General features: G+C 60.5%; 12 protein-coding genes. 7 read left to right on the top strand and 5 right to left on the bottom strand.

Going from position 1 to position 22,251, the window contains the following annotated elements; translation table 11 throughout:
• Position 1: 1 nt before the first annotated feature.
• Both waaF and glnE read right to left on the bottom strand, forming a co-directional pair.
• Entirely contained in the window at positions 2-1,036 is a 1,035-nt protein-coding gene (waaF, locus tag PG5_RS06045; protein WP_020796214.1) for a lipopolysaccharide heptosyltransferase II, read from the bottom strand.
• 203 nt (positions 1,037-1,239) lie between these two features.
• Complete coding sequence (glnE, locus tag PG5_RS06040) at positions 1,240-4,179, bottom strand: bifunctional [glutamate--ammonia ligase]-adenylyl-L-tyrosine phosphorylase/[glutamate--ammonia-ligase] adenylyltransferase (RefSeq protein ID WP_020796213.1); 2,940 nt, start codon at positions 4,177-4,179, stop codon at positions 1,240-1,242.
• A 383-nt stretch (positions 4,180-4,562) separates the two neighbouring features.
• Between glnE and aceE the strand changes: the two genes are divergently transcribed.
• The 5 genes from aceE (at position 4,563) to msrA (ending at position 14,477) form a co-directional block, all read left to right on the top strand.
• Positions 4,563-7,208 carry a pyruvate dehydrogenase (acetyl-transferring), homodimeric type gene (gene aceE / locus PG5_RS06035; RefSeq protein ID WP_020796211.1) on the top strand — a complete coding sequence of 882 codons (2,646 nt, stop codon included), beginning with the start codon at positions 4,563-4,565 and terminating at the stop codon, positions 7,206-7,208.
• 11 nt (positions 7,209-7,219) lie between these two features.
• Positions 7,220-9,190 (top strand): dihydrolipoyllysine-residue acetyltransferase, encoded by a 1,971-nt coding sequence (gene aceF / locus PG5_RS06030; protein WP_020796210.1) that lies wholly within the window; start codon positions 7,220-7,222, stop codon positions 9,188-9,190.
• 258 nt (positions 9,191-9,448) lie between these two features.
• Positions 9,449-10,843 (top strand): alkaline phosphatase D family protein, encoded by a 1,395-nt coding sequence (locus tag PG5_RS06025; RefSeq protein WP_020796209.1) that lies wholly within the window; start codon positions 9,449-9,451, stop codon positions 10,841-10,843.
• 230 nt (positions 10,844-11,073) lie between these two features.
• Positions 11,074-13,767: a bifunctional diguanylate cyclase/phosphodiesterase gene (locus PG5_RS06020; protein ID WP_020796208.1), complete on the top strand. Its 2,694-nt coding sequence runs from the start codon at positions 11,074-11,076 to the stop codon at positions 13,765-13,767.
• Between the two features lie 62 nt (positions 13,768-13,829).
• On the top strand, positions 13,830-14,477 hold the full coding sequence (gene msrA, locus PG5_RS06015) for a peptide-methionine (S)-S-oxide reductase MsrA (protein WP_020796207.1): 648 nt from the start codon (positions 13,830-13,832) through the stop codon (positions 14,475-14,477).
• Positions 14,478-14,523: 46 nt separating this feature from the next.
• Here the strand turns inward: msrA and PG5_RS06010 are convergent, their stop codons facing one another.
• The 3 genes from PG5_RS06010 to putP form a co-directional block, all read right to left on the bottom strand.
• Entirely contained in the window at positions 14,524-15,360 is an 837-nt protein-coding gene (locus tag PG5_RS06010; RefSeq protein ID WP_020796206.1) for a 23S rRNA (adenine(2030)-N(6))-methyltransferase RlmJ, read from the bottom strand.
• A 190-nt stretch (positions 15,361-15,550) separates the two neighbouring features.
• A complete protein-coding gene (locus tag PG5_RS06000; RefSeq protein ID WP_020796205.1) occupies positions 15,551-15,880 on the bottom strand; it encodes a hypothetical protein in 330 nt (109 codons plus the stop codon).
• Positions 15,881-16,298: 418 nt separating this feature from the next.
• Entirely contained in the window at positions 16,299-17,783 is a 1,485-nt protein-coding gene (putP, locus tag PG5_RS05995) for a sodium/proline symporter PutP (RefSeq protein WP_033044748.1), read from the bottom strand.
• 274 nt (positions 17,784-18,057) lie between these two features.
• On the opposite strand from putP, the gene PG5_RS34765 reads away from it, so the two are divergent.
• Both PG5_RS34765 and putA read left to right on the top strand, forming a co-directional pair.
• Complete coding sequence (locus PG5_RS34765; protein WP_020796203.1) at positions 18,058-18,192, top strand: hypothetical protein; 135 nt, start codon at positions 18,058-18,060, stop codon at positions 18,190-18,192.
• A gap of 51 nt (positions 18,193-18,243) precedes the next feature.
• Positions 18,244-22,194: a trifunctional transcriptional regulator/proline dehydrogenase/L-glutamate gamma-semialdehyde dehydrogenase gene (gene putA, locus PG5_RS05990; RefSeq protein ID WP_020796202.1), complete on the top strand. Its 3,951-nt coding sequence runs from the start codon at positions 18,244-18,246 to the stop codon at positions 22,192-22,194.
• The last annotated feature ends 57 nt before the right edge of the window (positions 22,195-22,251 follow it).

Genomic DNA, 22,251 nt, shown 5'->3' with positions numbered 1-22,251 from the left:
ACTATTTGACCTCGACCACAGTGCCCTGCAAACGCTGCAAGGCTTCGTTCACCGCCTGCGGCATCAGTTGGCGCAGGCAGTTGTAATGGCCGAAACGGCAGGTGCGGTCGAAGCATGGGCTGCATTCGATGCCCAGGCGCACGATCTCGACATGTTCGGCCAAGGGTGGCGTGAAGCCCGGTGACGTCGAGCCATAGACTGCCACCAGCGGGCGGTTCAGCGCGGCGGCAACGTGCATCAGGCCAGAGTCGTTGGACACCACCGAATCGGCGCAGGACAGCAAATCGATGGCCTCGGCCAACGAGGTGCCGCCACTGAGGTTCACCGACTCTTCACGCAAGCCGGGAATCAACCGCGAACGGATGTCTTCACCCACGGCGTGATCGTTTTTCGAACCGAACAGCCAGACTTGCCAGCCCTCGCGAATCTTCGCTTCGGCCACCTTGGCGTAATGCTCGGACGGCCAACGCTTGGACTCGCCGAACTCGGCACCGGGGCACAGCGCCAACACCGGGCGGTCGAGGGTCAGGCCAAACTTGGCCAATGCCGCCTCGCGAGTCACCGGGTCGATCCGCAGGCTCGGGCGCGGGTAAGGCTTGGGCAGCTCAAGGCCTGGCTCGTAGGCCAGGGCCATGAAGCGCTCGATCATCAACGGGTAACGCTCTTTATCCAGCGTGCGTACGTCGTTGAGCAGGCCGTAGCGGAACTCACCACGCCAGCCGGTACGCTTGGGGATGCCGGCGAAGAACGGCACCAGTGCCGACTTCAGGGAATTGGGCAACAGGATCGCCTGGTCGTACTGGCCGGCCAGGGATTTGCCGATGCGCCGACGCGTCGCCAGCTCCAGTGCGCCGTGGCCGAGCGGGAAGCTCAAGGCCTGGCGAACTTCGGGCATGCGCTCAAGAATCGGCCGGCTCCACTCGGGGGCCAGCACGTCGATTTCGCATTGCGGGTGGCGTTGCTTGAGACACTGAAACAGTGTCTGCGCCATCACCATGTCACCGACCCAACTGGGCCCAACGATCAGAATTTTCATGTGGTTTCCATAAACGAACCGGGGAGGCCTACGCCTCCCCGCCTCGAAAATTCTACAGAACAACGCAAATCTACTGTAGAAGCGAGCCTGATCGCGATGGTCGTTAACGATAACGCAGCAAGTCTGGCACTCCGCGGCGCTCTCAAATTCATCGCGAGCATGCTCGCTCCTACAGGGGATATTGGCGTATCAAATATCCCGTTTCAGCTTAGCCCCAGTTCACGCCAGATCCGCATGACCTGTCGCCGTTCGTCCGCGAACTGGTCACCCGGAATCACCCCGGCATTCTTCTGCAAGGCCTGCCGGTGGGCGGCGGAGCGGTAAGCTTTATAAGCTTCACGCAACAGACTGGCGTCCTCGACAGGCATCAGCCCGGCCTTCTCCAATTCTTCCAGAATACGGATATTGTCTGTCCAGCGCAGCAATGGCGGGTACGTTTCGGACCACGCCAGGGCCGCGTATTGCACCATAAATTCAATATCGACGATACCTCCGGCGTCCTGCTTGAGGTCGAAGGGCACTGTGGCTTCGAAGGCATTTGCCCCGGTGCCGGCCGCGGTACTCTTGCTGCCCAGGTTATCGCGCATCTTGGCGCGCATCTCGCTGACCTCCTGGCGCAGGGTCGGCAAGTCGCGTGCCTTGCCCAGGATCGCTGCGCGAACCTGCTCGAATGCCCGGCCGACGTCGTCGCTACCCACCAATACCCGCGCCCTGACCAACGCCTGATGCTCCCAGGTCCAGGCTTCATTTTCCTGGTAGCGCGCAAAGGCCCCCAGCGAACTCACCAGCAGCCCTGATGCACCGGACGGGCGCAGGCGCATGTCGACTTCATAGAGCTGACCGGAGTTGGTCTGCGCTGTCAGCAAGTGAATGATCCGCTGCCCGAGCCGGGTGAAAAACTGCGCGCCATCGATCGACTTCGGCCCGTCGGTTTCTGCCTGTGGATCGCCATCATGGATGAACACCAGGTCCAGGTCCGAACCATGCCCCAATTCCAGGCCACCGACTTTCCCATAACCGACAATGATGAAGCCGGGATCGCACAAGGTGCCATCGGTGCGTAGCGGCGTGCCGTACTTGGCGACCGTTTGCCGCCAGGCCAGGGCCAGTACTTGTTCCAGTATCGCTTCGGCGAGCCAGGTCAGGTAATCGCTGACTTTCATCAACGGCAGGCTGCCGGCGATTTCCGAAGCGGCGACCCGCAAGCGGTGCGCCAGCTTGAAATGGCGCAAGGCCTCCATCTGCTGCTCGAGGTCGTCCTCGGGAATCCGGGTCAGGCGTTCGCGCAACTCAGCGGCCAGCTCCGGTGCCAACGGCGGCTTGAACAACCGGCCTTCGTTGAGCAACTCATCGAGCAACAGCGGAAAGCGGGTGATCTGTTCGGCGATCCATGGGCTCGCTGCACACAAGGTCAGCAAGCGGCGCAGGGCACCGGGATTTTCGGTCAGCAAAACGAGATAAGCAGAACGGCGGGCTACAGCTTCCACCAGTGGCAACACCCGTTCCAGCACCAGATCCGGATTGGCATGCTCGACAGCCTGGGCCAGCAAGCGCGGAATAAAGGCGTCGAGGCGCTCACGCCCCAGTCGCTGCATGGCGCGCAATTGCGGGCTGCCGCGTAAACTGGCCAAGGCTTTCAGAGCCTGGGTGGCATCGGCGAAACCGCCTTCCTGCAACTGTCGGCAGGCAGCTTCTTCATCCTGAGCCTCTTCCCACAGCGGCAACCACTCTCCACCGACCACCACTTCGTTTTCGGCGCCCTGCTCCTCGTCAGGGTCGGCGATCACCTGAGCGAAGTGCCAGGCCACGCGGCCGCGCCAGTACATCAGGCGCTCATGAAACGCCGGCCAATCGGCAAAGCCCAACATGAAGGCAATGCGCGCCTGATCCTGAGCACTGTCCGGCAGCATCTGGGTCTGGCGATCGGCAATCGCCTGAATCGCATGTTCGGTGTAACGCAGGAACTCGTAACCTTCACGCAGCTCACTGATCACCGCTGGCGGGAGATAACCCTGACCTTCCAGCGTACTCAGTACTTTTAATAGTGGACGTTGTTGCAGACTCAGGTCGCGACCGCCGTGAATCAACTGAAAGGCCTGGGCAATGAACTCCACCTCACGGATGCCGCCGGAGCCGAGCTTGATGTTGTCGGCCATGCCCTTGCGCCGCACTTCCTGCTGGATCAACTGCTTCATGGTGCGCAATGCTTCGATCGCCGAGAAGTCCAGGTAGCGTCGATACACGAACGGTCGCAGCATCTCTTGCAGTTGCGCACCGGCCACTTGATCCCCGGCCACTACCCGCGACTTGATCATCGCGTAGCGTTCCCAGTCGCGGCCCTGGTCCTGGTAGTACTGCTCCAGCGCGTTGAAGCTCAACACCAGGGCACCCGACGAACCGTAGGGCCGCAAGCGCATGTCGACACGGAACACAAAACCGTCGACGGTCATCGGGTCCAGCGCCTTGATCAAGCGCTGGCCAAGACGGATGAAGAATTCCTGGTTGTCCAGCGGGCGCTTGACCCCGACCGTTTCGCCGCCTTCGGGATAGGCAAAGATCAGGTCGATGTCCGACGACAGATTGAGTTCGACCGCGCCCAGCTTGCCCATGCCGAGGACGACCATCTGCTGCGGCTCGCCGCTGCGCCGGCCGGTGGGCACGCCGAACTGCTGGCAATGCCGTGCGTACAACCATTGATAGGCCTGGTCGATGCTGGCATCGGCCATGTCCGAAAGGTCGCGGCACGTCTGGACCAGATCGGCCTGGCGGGTCAGGTCACGCCAGACGATCCGCACCTGGTGGCGCGCCCGTTGGCGGCGCAATGCCCGGCCGAGTTGTTCATCGGTCTCGGCGGCATTTACGGCTGCAGCGATCTGCGCGCATAACTCGCCGGGGGCATAGCCACGGTCCAGTTCACCGGAGCGCACCAGTTCCAGCAGCATCAGCGGATCGCGCACCGATTGCTCGGTGACAAAGTCGCTGGCGGCGGTTACCCGGGAAAATTGCGCCCAGCGCTCGGGCGTCCATGTGGACAGGCCATGGTCGTCATCCAATGCCTCGACAGCATCGCGCAACGACTGCTCGGCGCGGGTGACAAACGGCAAGAGAATAGCGGGCAGGTCGACAAGCGGGGGCAGGCTCATGGTCTATCCTTGATCGGCGTGTAACAGGCTGCATGTAGTGAATCTCGCATACCCACTACCTGAAGGAGTGTCGAACAAAAGTTAGAAATAGCTGAAAATTCTTTTTTATTGGCAGCCAACATCAAGGTTTCACCTTTTTCGGTTGGCAAAAGACCAACCTTAACGATTATTCTCACAACGCAGCCGGGGGCCACAAGCCGCTCATCTGTAGTTTTACTACTCGTATATACATTAGCAAGGCTGAAATGCCGGATGATTTGTAGTAAAACTACACACCGCCGGAACAACCTATCGGCAATCCAAGAATTCATAACGTCTGCCCACAAGGCCAGTCGCTAACTCAGGCAACCGATTCTGGTAGCCTTTCCGCCCTGGAGCAAGCCATGCAAGACCTCGATCCCGTCGAAACCCAGGAATGGCTGGACGCCCTGGAATCGGTTCTCGACAAAGAAGGCGAAGACCGTGCTCACTATCTGATGACCCGTATGGGTGAACTCGCGACCCGCAGCGGTTCGCAGTTGCCTTACGCCATCACCACGCCTTACCGCAACACCATCCCGGTAACCCACGAAGCACGCATGCCTGGCGACCTGTTCATGGAACGCCGCATTCGCTCGCTGGTACGCTGGAACGCGATGGCCATGGTAATGCGTACGAACCTGAAAGATTCTGACCTCGGCGGTCACATCTCCAGCTTCGCTTCCAGCGCGACCCTGTATGACATCGGCTTCAACTATTTCTTCCAGGCCCCGACCGACGAACACGGCGGCGACCTGATCTACTTCCAGGGCCACACTTCGCCAGGCGTCTACGCCCGCGCGTTCATGGAAGGCCGCATCACCGAAGACCAGATGAACAACTTCCGCCAGGAAGTCGACGGCCAGGGCTTGTCGTCCTATCCGCACCCTTGGCTGATGCCTGACTTCTGGCAGTTCCCGACCGTATCCATGGGCCTGGGCCCGATCCAGGCGATCTACCAGGCGCGTTTCATGAAGTACCTGGAAGCCCGTGGCTTCATTCCTGCCGGCAAGCAAAAAGTCTGGTGCTTCCTGGGCGACGGCGAGTGCGACGAGCCGGAATCCCTGGGCGCGATCTCCCTGGCTGGCCGCGAGAAGCTGGACAACCTGATCTTCGTCATCAACTGCAACCTGCAGCGCCTCGACGGCCCGGTTCGCGGCAACGGCAAGATCATCCAGGAACTCGAAGGCGTGTTCCGCGGTGCCCAGTGGAACGTGACCAAAGTCATCTGGGGCCGTTTCTGGGACCCACTGCTGGCCAAGGACGTCGACGGCATCCTGCAACGTCGCATGGACGAAGTCATCGACGGCGAGTACCAGAACTACAAGGCCAAAGACGGCGCGTTCGTACGTGAACACTTCTTCAACTCGCCAGAACTCAAGGCGATGGTTGCAGACTTGTCCGACGACGAGATCTGGAAACTCAACCGTGGCGGCCACGACCCGTACAAGGTCTACGCGGCGTACCACGAAGCGGTCAACCACAAAGAACAACCTACCGTCATCCTGGCCAAGACCATCAAGGGTTATGGCACCGGTGCCGGCGAAGCGAAGAACACCGCGCACAACACCAAGAAAGTCGATGTCGACAGCCTGAAGTTGTTCCGCGATCGCTTCGACATCCCGGTCAAGGACGAAGAACTGGAGAACCTGCCGTTCTTCAAGCCTGAGCCAAACAGCGCCGAAGCCCGCTACCTGAGCGAGCGTCGTACCGCACTGGGTGGCTTCGTGCCGCAGCGTCGCGCGCAAAGCTTCAGCGTGCCGACTCCACCACTCGATACCCTCAAGGCTATCCTGGACGGCTCGGGCGACCGTGAAATCTCCACCACCATGGCCTTCGTGCGCATCCTCGCGCAGCTGGTCAAGGACAAGGAAATCGGCCCACGCATCGTGCCGATCATTCCGGACGAAGCCCGTACCTTCGGTATGGAAGGCATGTTCCGTCAGTTGGGCATCTACTCGTCCGTCGGCCAGCTCTACGAGCCAGTCGATAAAGACCAGGTGATGTTCTACAAGGAAGACAAGAAGGGCCAGATCCTCGAGGAAGGCATCAACGAAGCGGGCGCCATGAGCTCCTTCATCGCTGCCGGTACTTCGTACTCCAGCCACAACCAGCCAATGCTGCCGTTCTACATCTTCTACTCGATGTTCGGCTTCCAGCGTATCGGCGACCTCGCGTGGGCCGCTGGCGACAGCCGTACCCGTGGCTTCCTGATCGGCGGTACCGCCGGCCGTACCACCTTGAACGGTGAAGGCCTGCAACACGAAGACGGTCACAGCCACCTGCTGGCTGCCACCATCCCGAACTGCCGTACCTACGATCCAACCTACGGCTATGAGCTGGCGGTGATCATCCAGGACGGCATGAAGAAGATGACCGAAGAGCAACAGGACGTCTTCTACTACATCACCGTGATGAACGAGTCGTACCAGCAGCCAGCCATGCCGGCCGGTGCCGAAGAAGGCATCAAGCGGGGCATGTACCTGCTCGAGGAAGACAACCGCGAAGCGGCACACCACGTTCAGCTGATGGGCTCCGGCACCATCCTGCGTGAAGTGCGTGAAGCGGCGAAGATCCTGCGTGAAGAGTTCAACGTCGGCGCCGACGTGTGGAGCGTTACCAGCTTCAACGAACTGCGTCGCGACGGCCTGGCCGTTGAGCGCACCAACCGTCTGCACCCTGGCCAGAAGCCTAAGCTGAGCTACGTGGAAGAGTGCTTGAATGGCCGCAAAGGTCCGGTCATCGCCTCTACCGACTACATGAAACTGTTCGCCGAGCAGATCCGTCAGTGGGTACCGTCCAAGGAATTCAAAGTCCTGGGTACCGATGGTTTTGGCCGCAGCGACAGCCGCAAGAAACTGCGTCATTTCTTCGAAGTCGACCGTCATTTCGTGGTGTTGGCAGCCCTGGAAGCACTGGCTGACCGTGGTGACATCGAACCTAAGGTTGTGGCTGAAGCCATTGCCAAGTTCGGTATCAACCCGGAAAAACTCAACCCACTGGACTGCTGAGGAGAGATTCTGTGAGCGAACTCATTCGCGTACCTGACATCGGCAGCGGTGAAGGTGAAGTAATTGAACTGTTTGTGAAGGTCGGCGACCGCATCGAAGCTGACCAGAGCATCCTGACACTTGAGTCGGACAAGGCGAGCATGGAAGTGCCTGCGCCGAAGGCCGGCATCATCAAGAGCCTGAAAGTGAAGCTGGGCGATCGCCTGAAAGAGGGCGACGAACTGCTGGAGCTGGAAGTCGAAGGCGCCGCTGCTGCGGCTCCAGCGGCTGCCCCTGCGCCTGCTGCAAAAGCTGCAGCTGCACCTGCTCCTGCGGCAGCTCCAGCGCCGGCAGCTCCAGCTGCTGCACCGGCTGCCGCTTCGGTACAGCAAGTGCACGTGCCGGACATCGGCTCGTCGGGCAAGGCCCAGATCATCGAGATCCAGGTCAAGGTCGGCGACACCGTCGAGGCTGATCAGTCGCTGATCACCCTGGAATCCGACAAGGCGAGCATGGAAATCCCGTCGCCTACCGCTGGCGTGGTCAAGGCCATCAGCGTCAAGCTCAATGACGAAGTTGGCACTGGCGACCTGATCCTGGACCTGGAAGTGGCCGGTGCTGCTGCACCTGCCGCCGCGCCTGCCCAGGCTGCCGCTCCTGCACCTGCCGCTGCGCCTGCTCCGGCAGCTGCTCCTGCTGCTCCCGTTGCAGACAGCGTTCAGGACATCCACGTTCCGGACATCGGTTCGGCGGGCAAGGCCAAGATCATCGAAGTGCTGGTCAAGGCCGGTGACTCGGTTGAAGCCGATCAGTCGCTGATCACCCTGGAATCCGACAAGGCGAGCATGGAAATCCCATCGCCTGCCGCTGGTGTGGTGGAAAGCGTTTCCATCAAGCTGGACGACGAAGTCGGTACCGGCGACCTGATCCTCAAGCTGAAAGTCAAAGGCGCAGCGCCTGCTGCTGCCCCGGCACCTGCTGCCGCTGCTGCGAGCGCGCCTGCGCCAGCCGCTGCTCCTGCTCCTGCTGCCGCCGCACCTGCTGCAGCCGCTCCGGCTGCTGCTCCAGCCAAGCCTGGCGCCAAGGTTCACGCAGGCCCGGCCGTACGCCAACTGGCCCGTGAATTCGGTGTCGAGCTGAGCGCTGTCGGCGCCAGCGGTCCGCACGGTCGCATCCTGAAAGAAGACGTGCAGGTATACGTCAAGGCCATGATGCAGAAGGCCAAGGAAGCACCGGCCGCCGCTGCTGCTGGCGCAACCGGCGGCGCGGGTATCCCGCCGATTCCGGTCGTGGACTTCAGCCGCTTCGGTGAAATCGAAGAAGTGCCGATGACCCGCCTGATGCAGATCGGTGCGTCGAGCCTGCACCGCAGCTGGCTGAACATCCCGCACGTGACTCAGTTCGATTCGGCTGATATCACCGAGCTGGAAGCGTTCCGTATCGCTCAGAAAGCCGTTGCAGAGAAGGCCGGCGTCAAGCTGACCATCCTGCCGCTGCTGCTCAAGTCCTGCGCGCATCTGCTCAAGGAGCTGCCGGACTTCAACAGTTCGCTGGCACCAAGCGGCAAAGCGATCATCCGCAAGAAATACGTGAACATCGGCTTCGCCGTCGACACCCCTGAAGGCCTGCTCGTACCGGTCATCAAGAACGTTGACCAGAAGAGCCTGTTGCAACTGGCAGCCGAAGCCGCTGCGCTGGCCGCCAAGGCCCGCGACAAGAAGCTCACCGCTGACGACATGCAAGGCGCCTGCTTCACCATTTCCAGCCTCGGCCACATTGGCGGCACCGGCTTCACGCCGATCGTCAACGCGCCGGAAGTGGCGATCCTCGGTGTTTCCAAGGCAACCATCCAGCCAGTCTGGGACGGCAAAGCCTTCCAGCCGAAACTGATGCTGCCGCTGTCGTTGTCCTACGATCACCGTGTGATCAACGGCGCCGCTGCTGCACGCTTCACCAAGCGTCTGAGCGACCTGCTGGCGGATATCCGCACCATCCTGCTGTAACACCGGCGGGCCCTCCTTCACGGGAGGGCCTGTCGCGTTTCACGTTTTCCGAGCGCCACGCTCGTACCTCAACCCCGCCAATTTGGCGGGGCTTTTTTTGTCCGGCGTTCTAACCTCAACAGATACTTTCCTACATTTGTGGCTGATATCCCCCACAAGTCGAATCCATTTCCGCCCGGTATTTTTCAAGGCCAAATAACTAGCCTTGCCTGCAAGGCCATTTAAAGCCAATTGATTAAAAACCGAATGGATTCGAATATGTTCAAACCAACTGTCGGGCCAATCATTGGCCACACCACCACGAACCATGCACGTATATTCTTGCGTGGAGAATCAAGTAAAGACGCCCATGCATTCGCCGGCATTCGCTATCGGCAACTCGATGACGAGCATTGGTCAAACGGAATTTTCGCTGAACTCGAGAAAGCCCGGGACATGTCCGCCGTCCTGGCTCTCAGCGACCTGGCTGCCGACACCGTGTATGAATATCAGGCTGGATGGTTCAGCGCGATGCAGCCTGTGTGCTCTGCCGAGGCAATGCAGGAACTGAGCTTGCAATGGCCAGGGCGGATTCATCGCCTGCGTACCCGCTCGAACCAGGCAGGAAAATCCAGGGCCTATGTCGTGGGTTCTTGTCGCTATCTACGCCTCACCGCAGGCATTGCCGCCGAACCGCATCTGGGTGACAGGATGTTCGCGACAATCTCAAGACTGGCCGAGCAGGCCGATCCGCCTATCAGCGCTATGCTGATGACCGGCGACCAGATCTATGTCGATGACTTGAACCTCATTGCTCCGGACCGCGAGCTCAAGGATATTCTTCTCAAGTATCGCGTGGCTTTTTCCCAGCCAAACATCGCAAAGTTAATGTCCAATCTGCCGACTTACATGATCCTGGACGATCATGAGATCGAAGACAATTGGCCGGCCAACAGAAACAAGTCCGATGGCTTCCTATATGCCAATGCGATAAACGCCTATGAGATCTACCAGGCCAGCCATGGTCCGTCACACCCACTCTGCGCCGATGGCCAAATCAACAGGAAGCTGGACAAATACTGGTACTTGTTCGCCGATGGCGATATCGAGTGGTTTGTCACCGACAGCCGAACACGGCGCAATCTTGCAGCCAGCGACCGACGCATCCTCGATATCGAGCAGGAGCAGGCCTTGTGCACATGGCTGATCAACAGTTCGGCCCGGGTCAAATTCGTGGTCACCAGCGTCATGTTCTACCCCGACAGCAAACGCCCGGACAATGACGCCTGGAAAGGTTTCCCCGATCAACGACTACGGCTGCTGGAAACCATTCGGGCACACGCGATCAAGAATGTCTTTATCGTTTCAGGCGACGTCCATGGTTCACTGATCAGCCGCCTGACCCACAGCGAGGACCCGGCGTTTGAAGTTCATACCATCGTCTCCTCGCCCCTGTGCAACAGCAAACTGCTGCCCTATGCGCAAGCGTCTACCTTCCTGCTGGATCAGCCGCTCGCGCGAACCGCTCAAGGCAATTATCGGCACGAATTGACGGGCAAGGTCATCAGCCAGGATAACTTCGCGCATGTGATCGTCGATACGGAACAGCTTCACGTGCGATATCACGACCGGGATGGCGGCCTTTTGCAATCGATCGCTATTTCGCTGCATTAAAAAGCAAAGATCGCAGCCTGCGGCAGCGCCTACAGGATGCGATCTTTTCGGCTCAATCCAATCTTTTAGTCGCGTGCTGGAGAAATCTTCTCCTCTGCCGACATATTCTTATAGCACTTGGCCTTCATCTCTCTTGTCAGTCAGTGTCGCAATGATGCAACCTTGCCGCAGGCAACAATAAAGAGGGCGAGAGCCCGGCGCGATCAGCAAATTCGAAGCGAGTCCCCTCCATGAAAAGCCAACCCGATGCCGCCAGCCGTATGGTGGCCGAGGTAGTGACGCAGTTGCCTGTGCCCTCGCGGCTCGGCATGCTGCGTTTCGAACGGCTGAACGAACCAAGCTGGGCACTGCTGTTTCTCGATCCCAATTGCGAACGCCAGTTCGGCCTGCCGGCCGTGGAATTGTGCGCCCTGGTCGGTTCGCCCTACGCCAGCCTGATGGAGCCGCAAGCACGCTATCAGCTGCATGACGCGATTCAGGCGCAGTTGAGCGAGAGCACCCACTATCTGATCCGCTACACCCTGCACACCGCCTCGGGCGCGTTGAACCTGCTGGAGCTGGGTGAAGCCTACAAACAACACAATCGACATCTGCTGCGCGGCTACCTGCTGGTCATCGACGGCCTGTTCGAGGATGACCCACTGCTGCCAGCGCTGGATCTCGAAACCCAGAACTCGCGCCTGCAAATCGCCCTCGAACTCAATCAGCGCGCCCAGCGGGAACAATTGCAGCATCTGGATCGGGTCCGTGCCCAGCAGGACCTTATCCTGCTGCTGACCCGCCAGCGCTACAGCAGCAACAATTCCCTGCAGGAAGCCGCCGAACTGATCACCCGTAGCGCCTGTGAGATTTACCAGATCGACTGTGCCAGTCTTTGGCACCTGGAAGGATCGATGCTGGCCCCCATCTCGGCCTACCACCGCTCAACCCAGGAATACCTGCTGCCGGCGCCGATCGACGCCAGCGGTTTCCCCGATTACCTCGACGCCCTGCATACCGGTCGCGCCATCGACGCCCACAACGCCATGCGCGACCCGCGCACCCGGGAAATCGCCGAAAGCCTGCGCTCGCGTGATGTCAACGCGATGCTCGATGCCAGCATTCGAGTCGACGGCCAGGTGGTCGGCGTGTTGTGCCTGGAGCAAACCGGCGCGACCCGCGCCTGGCAGCAGGACGAAATCGCCTTCGCTGGCGAGCTGGCGGATCAGTTCGCCCAGGTCATCAGTAATCACAATCGACGCACCGCCACCAGCGCCCTGCATCTGTTCCAGCGTGCGGTCGAGCAAAGCGCCAACGCCTTTTTGCTGGTCAATTGCGATGGCATCGTCGAGTACGTCAACCCAAGCTTCACGGCGATCACCCAGTACACCACCGAAGAAGTCCACGGCCAGCGCCTGGCGCAACTGCCGGCACTGGAGAACCTCAGTGAACTGCTGTTCGACGCGCCCTCGGCGCTGGCCATGAGCAACAGTTGGCAGGGGGAATTCAAGAGTCGGCGCAAAAACCTCGAACCCTATTGGGGTCAGTTGTCGATATCCAAGGTCTATGGCGACAACCGCGAGTTGACCCATTACATCGGTATCTACGAAGACATCACACAGACCAAGCTCGCCCAGCAACGCATCGAGCGCCTGGCCTACACCGATAACCTGACCAACCTCGGCAACCGCCCGGCTTTCATCCGCAACCTCGATGAACGCTTCGCCCGCGACAGCGACGCGCCTATCAGCCTGCTACTGGTGGACATCGACAACTTCAAGCGGATCAACGACAGCCTCGGCCACCAGACCGGCGACAAGCTGCTGATCAGCCTGGCCCGGCGCCTGCGCAACAGCCTCAACCCGGGCGGCAGCCTGGCGCGGTTTGCCAGCAACGAGTTCGCGGTCTTGCTCGACAACACTGGCCTTGAACTCGGGCAGCAGGTCGCCAACCAATTGCTCACGACCCTCGACAAACCGATGTTCGTCGACAACCAGCTGATCAGCGTGACCGGCTCGGTTGGCCTGGCTTGCGCGCCCCTGCATGGGCGAGACCCGCAGACCCTGATGCGTAACGCCGGCCTGGCCCTGCACAAGGCCAAGGCCAACGGCAAACATCAGGTGCAGGTTTTCACCGAGGCCCTGAACGCCGAAGCCAGCTACAAGTTGTTCGTCGAGAACAACCTGCGCCGCGCCCTGACCCAGAACGAACTGGACGTGTTCTACCAACCCAAGCTCTGCCTGCGCAGCGGTCGCCTGCTGGGGATGGAGGCGCTGTTGCGCTGGAACCACCCGGAAAAGGGCATGATCCGCCCGGACCAGTTCATCAGTGTTGCCGAAGAAACCGGCCTGATCATTCCGATCGGCAAATGGATCGCCCGCCAGGCCTGCCGCATGAGCAAAGCGCTGAGCGCCGCCGGCCTGGGCAACCTGCAGGTAGCGATCAACCTGTCACCCAAGCAGTTCTCCGACCCGGACCTGGTAGCGTCCATCGCCAACATCCTCAAGGAGGAAGCGCTGCCGGCGAGCTTGCTGGAGCTGGAACTGACCGAAGGTTTGCTTCTGGAAGCCACCGAAGACACTCGCCTGCAACTCGACCAGCTCAAGCGCCTGGGCCTGACCCTGGCCATGGACGACTTCGGCACCGGTTACTCGTCGCTCAGTTACTTGAAAAAATTCCCCATCGATATCATCAAGATCGATCGAAGCTTCATTCACGAAATCCCGGATAACCAGGACGACATGGAAATCACCTCCGCGGTGATCGCCATGGCCCACAACCTTAAACTCAAGGTCGTGGCCGAAGGCATCGAGACCGCCGAGCAGTTGGCTTTCCTGCGTCGCCACCGTTGCGACGTCGGCCAGGGCTACCTGTTCGACCAACCGATCCCGGGCCTCGACCTGATCGACAAGCTCAAACGCTATCCGCGCGGCCCGATTGCCTGACATCGCGTCAACACTCGGGCAAACTGCATTTCTGATTATTCCAACGACTGAGAGGACTGACGATGGTTCTGCGCTCGGAAATTCTGGTGAACAAAAACGTGCTCCCAACAAAAGAACAAGCTCTGCCTGGCCGCGAAACCCCCATGACCGTGCCGGAAAAACACTTCGTCCACGACGCCCCGCTACTGGGTCCATTCGCGATGGATGTGGATTTCGCGATCTTCGGCCTTGGCTGCTTCTGGGGCGCGGAACGCAAGTTCTGGCAGCGTGAAGGCGTGGTCAGTACGGCCGTGGGTTACGCTGGCGGCTTCACCCCGAACCCGACTTACGAAGAAGTCTGCTCCGGCTTGACCGGCCATAGCGAAGTCGTGCTGGTGGTCTACGAGCCGGCGAAAGTCAGCTACGAAGCGCTGCTGAAGATGTTCTGGGAACTGCACAACCCGACCCAGGGCATGCGCCAGGGCAACGACCTCGGCACCCAGTATCGCTCGGTGATCTACGCCACCAACCCGACCCAACTGGAAGCCGCGAAAAAAAGCGCACAGGTGTTCCAGGTCGAACTGACCAAGGCCGGCAAGGGCATCATCACCACCGAAATCGACGAAGCGCCGACGTTCTATTTCGCCGAGGCGTACCACCAACAGTACCTGGCGAAAAACCCTGAAGGCTATTGCGGCATTGGCGGCACCGGCGTGACCTGCCCGATCTGACCACTGACCGATCGTTCCCACGCTCTGCGTGGGAACGATCATCGCCTCATTCGGCGATCAACCAATCCATCCGCCACCCGCCCTGGGTCTGCCCAAGCTTCTCGGACAACCACGGCAGCAACTCACGCAACTCTTCCTCCAGCCCCCACGGCGGATTGGCAATGGCCAGACCGGAGCCGTTGAGGCTGTTCGGCGTATCCAGCGGATGCACCAGCAGCTCGACCCGCAACAACTTCGGCGCACCGGTACCGGCCAGGTCCTGATAGAAACGACGCAACGCACGCTGATCCTTAACCGGGTACCAGATCGCCGCCACAGTCTGGCGCATCCGCCCAACCGCCTCTTTCAAGGCCGCGGCGCAGCGCTGCATCTCATCCAGTTTTTCGAAGGGCGGATCGATCAACATAACCGCACGCTTCTCCGGCACCGGCAGCAACGCCCGCGGCACATGCCAGCCTTCGCCAAGATGCACCTTGACCCGACGATCACCGGCCATGTTGTCCTTGAGCAGCACGCCATCTTCCGGATGCTTCTCGTTGAGCAACACGCGGTCCTGCGGGCGCGTCAGGCGCCGCGCCAACTCCGGTGAGCCCGGATAAAAGCGCAACTGGCCGTCCGGGTTCATCTCATGCAACACCTGCATGTAATCGGCGGTCAGGATCGGCAGATCCGGCTGATCCCACAAACGCGCGATGCCTTCCAGATACTCACCGGTCCGGCTGGCCTGATCGCCCTGGAGGTCGTACAGGCCAATGCCGGCGTGCGTATCGAGATAGGCAAACGGCTGCTCCTTGCGCGACATCAGGGCGATGAGGCGGGTCAAGGTCAGGTGTTTGAACACATCGGCGTGATTGCCGGCATGGAAGGCGTGGCGATAATTCATGGTTGCTCCTGCGAAGGCCGGCAAGTTTACCTTTTACTGGGCGGCAAGTCAGGGGCTCGCGGCTGAGTGGCCCTCAACGTCAAAAGATCGCAGCCTTCGGCAGCTCCTACAGCGATCGCGCAAAATGGCTCTGACACCTGTAGGAGCTGCCGAAGGCTGCGATCTTTTGATCTTGATCTTGTGACGACGCCTACAGCCCTGCCGAAGGCCGCGCCCGCAACCGCCGCCCAACCACATCCAGCACGTCACAGCCATCGCGCAACGGAATGGCGCAGAGCAAGGCAAAGTCGCTGAGGATGAAGGACTCGCACTCGATAGAACCGCGCATCGACAGATTTTCAAGCACTTGGGTAACTGCGCGGATTCTGTAGTTTGCGGCATCGGTAAGGATGTCGAGTGGCGCGTGGGTGTCGACGAACAGCGTGGGCATGTCGGTGCAGTTGCTGGTCAATGCCATGAAGCGGTTGTCGGGATGGGGGATCGGCTTTTCGTAGGGTGGATCTAGATGAGTCGTTTTCATTTTTTAACCTCTGGTAGAAGCGGGGCTACCATCGGCCTTCCTACAGGCTTGGGTGGCAGCCATACGCGGGGTAGGAATATCGAGACCAGACAACTCGACCACGCCGAAGCGTGCCCGCGCACAGCCGCCGCAACAGATCTTACGGGCGCACGTTAGTGGCCGCAAATCAGTTGTCGACGCCAAAGCGTTTCTCATGGTCTTAACGGGTTCCTACACCCCATCACTGAATTGTCAGTGACCACCAAAGACTATCCATGAAATCCAAGCACCACCAGTTCATGGAAACCGATACATCTTGAAGGAAACGTCCTAGGACCTTGCCCGGAAATTTCGTAAGCCTCCCCCCCAAAAAAAACGGCCCGCCTCCTGTAGGAGACGGGCCGTTTTTGCGAAAGGTTAGAGCCTCAGCTCATCCCCATCACTTGTTCAGACGGAAATCCGCCTCAGCCGCAGCAAAGCGCTGCAGCATGCCAGCAGTCGGCGTGCCCAGCTTGCTGACGATGTAGATCGCCAGGCTGGCGAAGATGAAACCAGGGATGATTTCGTACAGGCCCAGCAGTTCGAAGTGCTTCCAGACGATCACGGTGATCGCGCCGACCAGGATGCCAGCCAGTGCGCCGTTGCGGGTCATGTCTTTCCAGATCACGGAGATCAGCACGACCGGACCGAATGCGGCACCGAAACCTGCCCAGGCGTAGCTCACCAGGCCCAGTACACGGTTTTCCGGGTTGGCCGCCATGGCGATGGCGATCAGGGCAACCAGCAGCACCATGGCGCGGCCGACCCAGACCAGTTCAACCTGGGAAGCGGATTTGCGCAGGAAGGTCTTGTAGAAGTCTTCGGTCAGGGCGCTCGAGCACACCAGCAACTGGCAGCTCAGGGTGCTCATGACGGCAGCCAGGATGGCCGACAGCAGAACGCCGGCAACCCATGGGTTGAAGAGGATTTTGGCCAGTTCGATGAACACACGCTCATGGTTTTCACTGACCGGCATGGCCACGGCCGGGTTGGCCGAGAAGTAGGCGATACCGAAGAAACCGACAGCCACGGTGCCGCCCAGGCACAGGATCATCCAGGCCATGGAGATGCGACGGGCTTTGGCGATCGACTTCACCGAATCGGCCGCCATGAAACGCGCCAGGATGTGCGGCTGGCCGAAGTAGCCCAGGCCCCAGCCCATCAGCGAGATGATGCCGATGAAGGTGGTATTTTTCAGCATGTCGAAGTTGCTTGGATCTTGCGCTTCGATGGCCAGGAACGTGGTGTCGACGCCGCCGGTGGCCAGCAGCACGATGATCGGCGTCAGCAACAGGGCGAAGATCATCAGCGTGGCTTGCACGGTGTCAGTCCAGCTGACCGCCAGGAAACCACCGACGAAGGTGTAGGCAATCGTCGCCGCAGCACCGGCCCACAGCGCAGTCTCGTAGGACATGCCGAAGGTGCTTTCGAACAGACGAGCTCCAGCCACGATGCCGGAAGCGCAATAGATCGTGAAGAACACCAGGATTACGACGGCGGAAATGATCCGCAGCAGGCCGCTTTTATCTTCGAAACGGCTGGAGAAGTAGTCCGGCAGGGTCAGCGCATCGCCATTGTGCTCGGTCTGCACGCGCAGACGGCCGGCGACGAACAGCCAGTTCAGGTAAGCCCCGATGATCAGGCCGATGGCGATCCAGCTCTCGGACAGACCGGACATGTAGATGGCGCCCGGCAGGCCCATCAACAACCAGCCGCTCATGTCGGATGCACCGGCGGACAACGCGGTCACGACACTGCCCAGGCTACGGCCGCCCAGGATGTAGTCGGAAAGGTTGTTGGTGGAGCGATAGGCCATGAAGCCGATCAGCACCATTGCTGCGATGTAGATCACGAACGTGATCAGGGTTGGATTGCTTACGCTCATTGAGTGATGCCCTGGCTTTGTTTTTATGTAGCGGCGGCTGGTGAAGCGCTGGCAAACGGTGACATTTGACAGACGATCCGGGATCCCGCGCATTTATGACCGATGTTTCCCCAGGAAAGCCATCGGCCGGCACACCGGTCTTGCGACTGGTTGCACCTTGGGCGCGAATGCTATGCAACAAAGCAAATAAGGTGCAACCCATTTCTGGGGAATAAGTTGCACCTAGTCGGAAATTTATATCAAACCAGGGTTTTTGCTCCTTTTCGGAGCAAGAATGATCGTCTATCCATCCAAAAAGCACCAAGGCAATGCGGTAATGGCGCAGTGGAATTTTTTTCCTGACGAACTGCCGTTTATTCCCGTAAAAAAAGGGTTGCACCCGGTTGCACCTCATTCATCACACGGCTAATCTTTGCGCCAGCTGATGCCACGCAGTCGTGGCAAACATGAGGATAAAAACATGGCTACCACCACCCTTGGGGTCAAACTCGATGACCCGACCCGCGAACGCCTCAAGGCTGCCGCGACCTCGATTGATCGCACGCCGCACTGGCTGATCAAGCAGGCAATTTTCAATTACCTGGAAAAACTCGAGGGTGGTGCAACCCTGTCCGAGCTCAACGGTATCGCCCGAGACACTGACGAAGCGGGCGACGTCCATGTCGACCACGCGCACCAGTGCTTCCTCGAGTTCGCCGAGAGCATCCTGCCGCAATCGGTCTTGCGTGCGTCGATCACCGCCGCGTACCGTCGCCCGGAACCGGAAGTGGTGCCGATGCTGATCGAGCAGGCTCGCCTGCCGGCGCCGATGGCCGAAGCCACCAACAAGCTCGCTGCCTCTATTGCGGAAAAACTGCGCAACCAGAAGAGCGCCGGCGGCCGTGCCGGTATCGTTCAGGGCCTGCTGCAAGAGTTCTCCTTGTCGTCCCAGGAAGGCGTGGCGCTGATGTGCCTGGCCGAGGCGCTGTTGCGCATTCCGGACAAAGGCACCCGTGACGCCCTGATCCGCGACAAGATCAGTACCGGCAACTGGCAGCCACACCTGGGCAACAGCCCGTCGCTGTTCGTCAACGCCGCGACCTGGGGCCTGCTGCTGACCGGCAAGCTGGTGTCCACGCATAACGAAGCGGGCCTGACTTCGTCCCTCAGCCGCATCATCGGCAAGAGCGGCGAGCCGATGATCCGCAAGGGCGTCGACATGGCCATGCGCCTGATGGGCGAGCAGTTCGTCACCGGCGAGACCATTGCCGAAGCCCTGGCCAACGCCAGCAAGTTCGAAGCCAAGGGCTTCCGCTATTCCTACGACATGCTCGGTGAAGCCGCACTGACTGAGCACGACGCGCAGAAGTACCTGGCCTCGTACGAACAAGCCATCCACTCGATCGGCAAAGCGTCCCACGGTCGCGGGATTTATGAAGGTCCGGGCATTTCGATCAAGCTGTCGGCCTTGCACCCGCGCTACAGCCGTGCCCAGTACGAGCGCGTGATGGATGAGCTGTACCCGCGCCTGCTGTCGCTGACCCTGCTGGCCAAGCAATACGACATCGGCCTGAACATCGACGCCGAAGAAGCCGACCGCCTCGAGCTGTCGCTGGATCTGCTCGAGCGCCTGTGCTTCGAGCCGCAACTGACGGGCTGGAACGGCATCGGTTTCGTGATCCAGGCTTATCAGAAGCGTTGCCCGTACGTGATCGACTACGTGATCGACCTGGCTCGCCGCAGCCGTCATCGCCTGATGATCCGCCTGGTGAAAGGCGCGTACTGGGACAGCGAGATCAAGCGCGCCCAGGTTGAAGGCCTGGAAGGCTATCCGGTCTACACCCGCAAGGTGTACACCGACGTGTCCTACATCGCTTGCGCACGCAAACTGCTGTCGGTGCCGGAAGTCATCTACCCGCAGTTCGCCACGCACAACGCCCACACCCTGTCGGCCATTTATCACATTGCCGGTCAGAACTATTACCCGGGCCAGTACGAGTTCCAGTGCCTGCATGGCATGGGCGAACCGCTGTACGAACAAGTTGTAGGAAAGGTTTCCGAAGGCAAGCTGAACCGTCCGTGCCGTGTGTACGCACCGGTCGGCACCCACGAAACCCTCCTGGCTTACCTGGTACGTCGCCTGCTGGAAAACGGCGCCAACACCTCGTTCGTCAACCGTATTGCCGACCAGTCGATTTCCATCCAGGAATTGGTGGCCGACCCGGTAGCAAGCATCGAGCAGATGGCGACCGTGGAAGGTGGCTTCGGCCTGCCGCATCCTCGCATTCCGCTGCCGCGCGATTTGTACGGCTCCGAGCGCGCCAACTCCAGCGGCATCGACATGGCCAACGAACATCGCCTGGCGTCCTTGTCCTGCGCTCTGCTGGCTACTGCGCACAACAACTGGAAGGCCGCGCCGATGCTCGGTTGCGCTTCCAGCAGCGAAACCCCTGCACCCGTCTTGAACCCGTCCGATCTGCGTGACGTGGTTGGCCACGTACAGGAAGCGACTGTCGAAGACGTCGACAATGCGATCCAGTGCGCACTGAACGCCGCGCCGATCTGGCAGGCTACCCCGCCGGCCGAACGCGCCGCGATCCTCGAACGCGCCGCAGACCTGATGGAAGCCGAGATCCAGCCGCTGATGGGCCTGCTGGCTCGCGAAGCCGGCAAGACTTTCGCCAACGCCATCGCCGAAGTGCGCGAGGCCGTGGACTTCCTGCGTTATTACGCGGTGCAGGCTCGCAACGATTTCACCAATGATGCCCACCGCCCGCTGGGTCCGGTGGTGTGCATCAGCCCGTGGAACTTCCCGCTGGCAATCTTCAGTGGCCAAGTGGCTGCGGCGCTGGCTGCCGGTAACCCGGTATTGGCCAAGCCTGCGGAACAGACGCCGCTGGTCGCCGCTCAAGCCGTGCGCCTGCTGCTCGAGGCCGGGATTCCACAAGGTGTCCTGCAACTGTTGCCGGGCCGTGGCGAAACCGTCGGCGCCGGACTGGTGGGCGACGATCGCGTCAAAGGCGTGATGTTCACCGGCTCCACCGAAGTTGCGCGCCTGCTGCAACGCAACATTGCCGGTCGCCTGGACAGCCAGGGTCGTCCGATTCCGCTGATCGCCGAAACCGGTGGCCAGAACGCGATGATCGTCGACTCTTCGGCACTGACCGAACAGGTGGTGATCGACGTGGTTTCGTCGGCCTTCGATAGCGCCGGCCAGCGTTGCTCGGCCCTGCGCGTGCTGTGCCTGCAGGAAGATTCTGCCGACCGCGTGATCGAAATGCTCAAGGGTGCCATGGCTGAAAGCCGCCTCGGCAACCCTGAGCGCCTGTCCGTGGACATCGGCCCGGTGATCGACGCCGAAGCCAAGGCTGGCATCGAGAAGCACATCCAGGCCATGCGCGACAAAGGTCGCAGCGTGTACCAGGTGGCCATCGCCGACGCCGAAGAAGTTAAACGCGGCACCTTCGTGATGCCGACGCTGATCGAACTGGAAAGCTTCGACGAACTGCAACGGGAGATCTTCGGCCCGGTGCTGCACGTGGTGCGCTACAAGCGCAAGGACATCGATCAACTGATTGCCCAAATCAACGCTTCCGGCTACGGCCTGACGCTGGGCGTGCACACCCGTATCGACGAGACCATCGCCAAGGTGATCGACAACGTCAATGCCGGTAACGTCTACGTCAACCGCAACATCGTGGGTGCCGTGGTCGGCGTGCAGCCATTCGGCGGCGAAGGCCTGTCGGGTACTGGCCCGAAAGCCGGTGGTCCGCTGTACCTGTACCGCCTGCTGTCGACCCGCCCTGCCGATGCGATCGAACAATCCTTCGCTCGCGGCGACGCTGCCGTAGCACCGGACGTTCGCCTTCGCGATGCCATGAGCAAACCGCTGACCGCCTTGAAAGCCTGGGCCGACAGCAACAAGTTCGCCGACCTGAGCACCCTGTGCGCGCAGTTCGCCGCACAATCGCAAAGCGGTATCACCCGCGTCCTGGCCGGCCCGACCGGCGAACGTAACAGCTATGCGATCCTGCCGCGCGAGCACGTGCTGTGCCTGGCGGAAGTCGAAGGCGACCTGCTGACGCAACTGGCTGCGGTATTGGCTGTCGGCGGTTCGGCGGTATGGCCGGAAGCTGAACTGACCAAGGCCTTGCTCGCCCGTCTGCCGAAAGACATCCAGGCACGCATCAAGCTGGTTTCCGACTGGAACAAGGACGACGTGGTGATTGATGCGGTTCTGCATCACGGCCATTCCGACCAGTTGCGCGCGGTTTGCCAGCAAGTGGCCAAGCGTGCCGGTGCCATTGTCGGCGTCCAGGGTCTGTCGCAGGGTGAAACCAACATTGCGTTGGAGCGCCTGGTGATCGAGCGTGCGTTGAGCGTCAATACCGCTGCTGCCGGCGGTAACGCCAGCCTGATGACCATCGGCTAAAACCGATAAACCGGGCTGCCGCAATAGCCGCCCGGCACGCAATACCCTGTGGGAGCG

The organism is Pseudomonas sp. G5(2012), from assembly GCF_000408945.1.
GTDB classification, from domain to species: domain Bacteria; phylum Pseudomonadota; class Gammaproteobacteria; order Pseudomonadales; family Pseudomonadaceae; genus Aquipseudomonas; species Aquipseudomonas umsongensis.
Note: the sequence above shows the minus strand (reverse complement) of the source record. Positions and strands in the feature narration are given on the sequence as shown.

Bases quoted from the DNA above. Each gene is read 5' to 3' on its own strand.
- putA (WP_020796202.1), top strand. From the start codon at position 18,244: ATGGCTACCACCACCCTTGGGGTCAAACTCGATGACCCGACCCGCGAA.
- msrA (WP_020796207.1), top strand. From the start codon at position 13,830: ATGGTTCTGCGCTCGGAAATTCTGGTGAACAAAAACGTGCTCCCAACA.
- putP (WP_033044748.1), bottom strand. From the start codon at position 17,783: ATGAGCGTAAGCAATCCAACCCTGATCACGTTCGTGATCTACATCGCA.
- waaF (WP_020796214.1), bottom strand. From the start codon at position 1,036: ATGAAAATTCTGATCGTTGGGCCCAGTTGGGTCGGTGACATGGTGATG.
- aceE (WP_020796211.1), top strand. From the start codon at position 4,563: ATGCAAGACCTCGATCCCGTCGAAACCCAGGAATGGCTGGACGCCCTG.
- PG5_RS06020 (WP_020796208.1), top strand. From the start codon at position 11,074: ATGAAAAGCCAACCCGATGCCGCCAGCCGTATGGTGGCCGAGGTAGTG.
- PG5_RS06025 (WP_020796209.1), top strand. From the start codon at position 9,449: ATGTTCAAACCAACTGTCGGGCCAATCATTGGCCACACCACCACGAAC.
- glnE (WP_020796213.1), bottom strand. From the start codon at position 4,179: ATGAGCCTGCCCCCGCTTGTCGACCTGCCCGCTATTCTCTTGCCGTTT.
- PG5_RS06010 (WP_020796206.1), bottom strand. From the start codon at position 15,360: ATGAATTATCGCCACGCCTTCCATGCCGGCAATCACGCCGATGTGTTC.
- PG5_RS34765 (WP_020796203.1), top strand. From the start codon at position 18,058: ATGATCGTCTATCCATCCAAAAAGCACCAAGGCAATGCGGTAATGGCG.
- PG5_RS06000 (WP_020796205.1), bottom strand. From the start codon at position 15,880: ATGAAAACGACTCATCTAGATCCACCCTACGAAAAGCCGATCCCCCAT.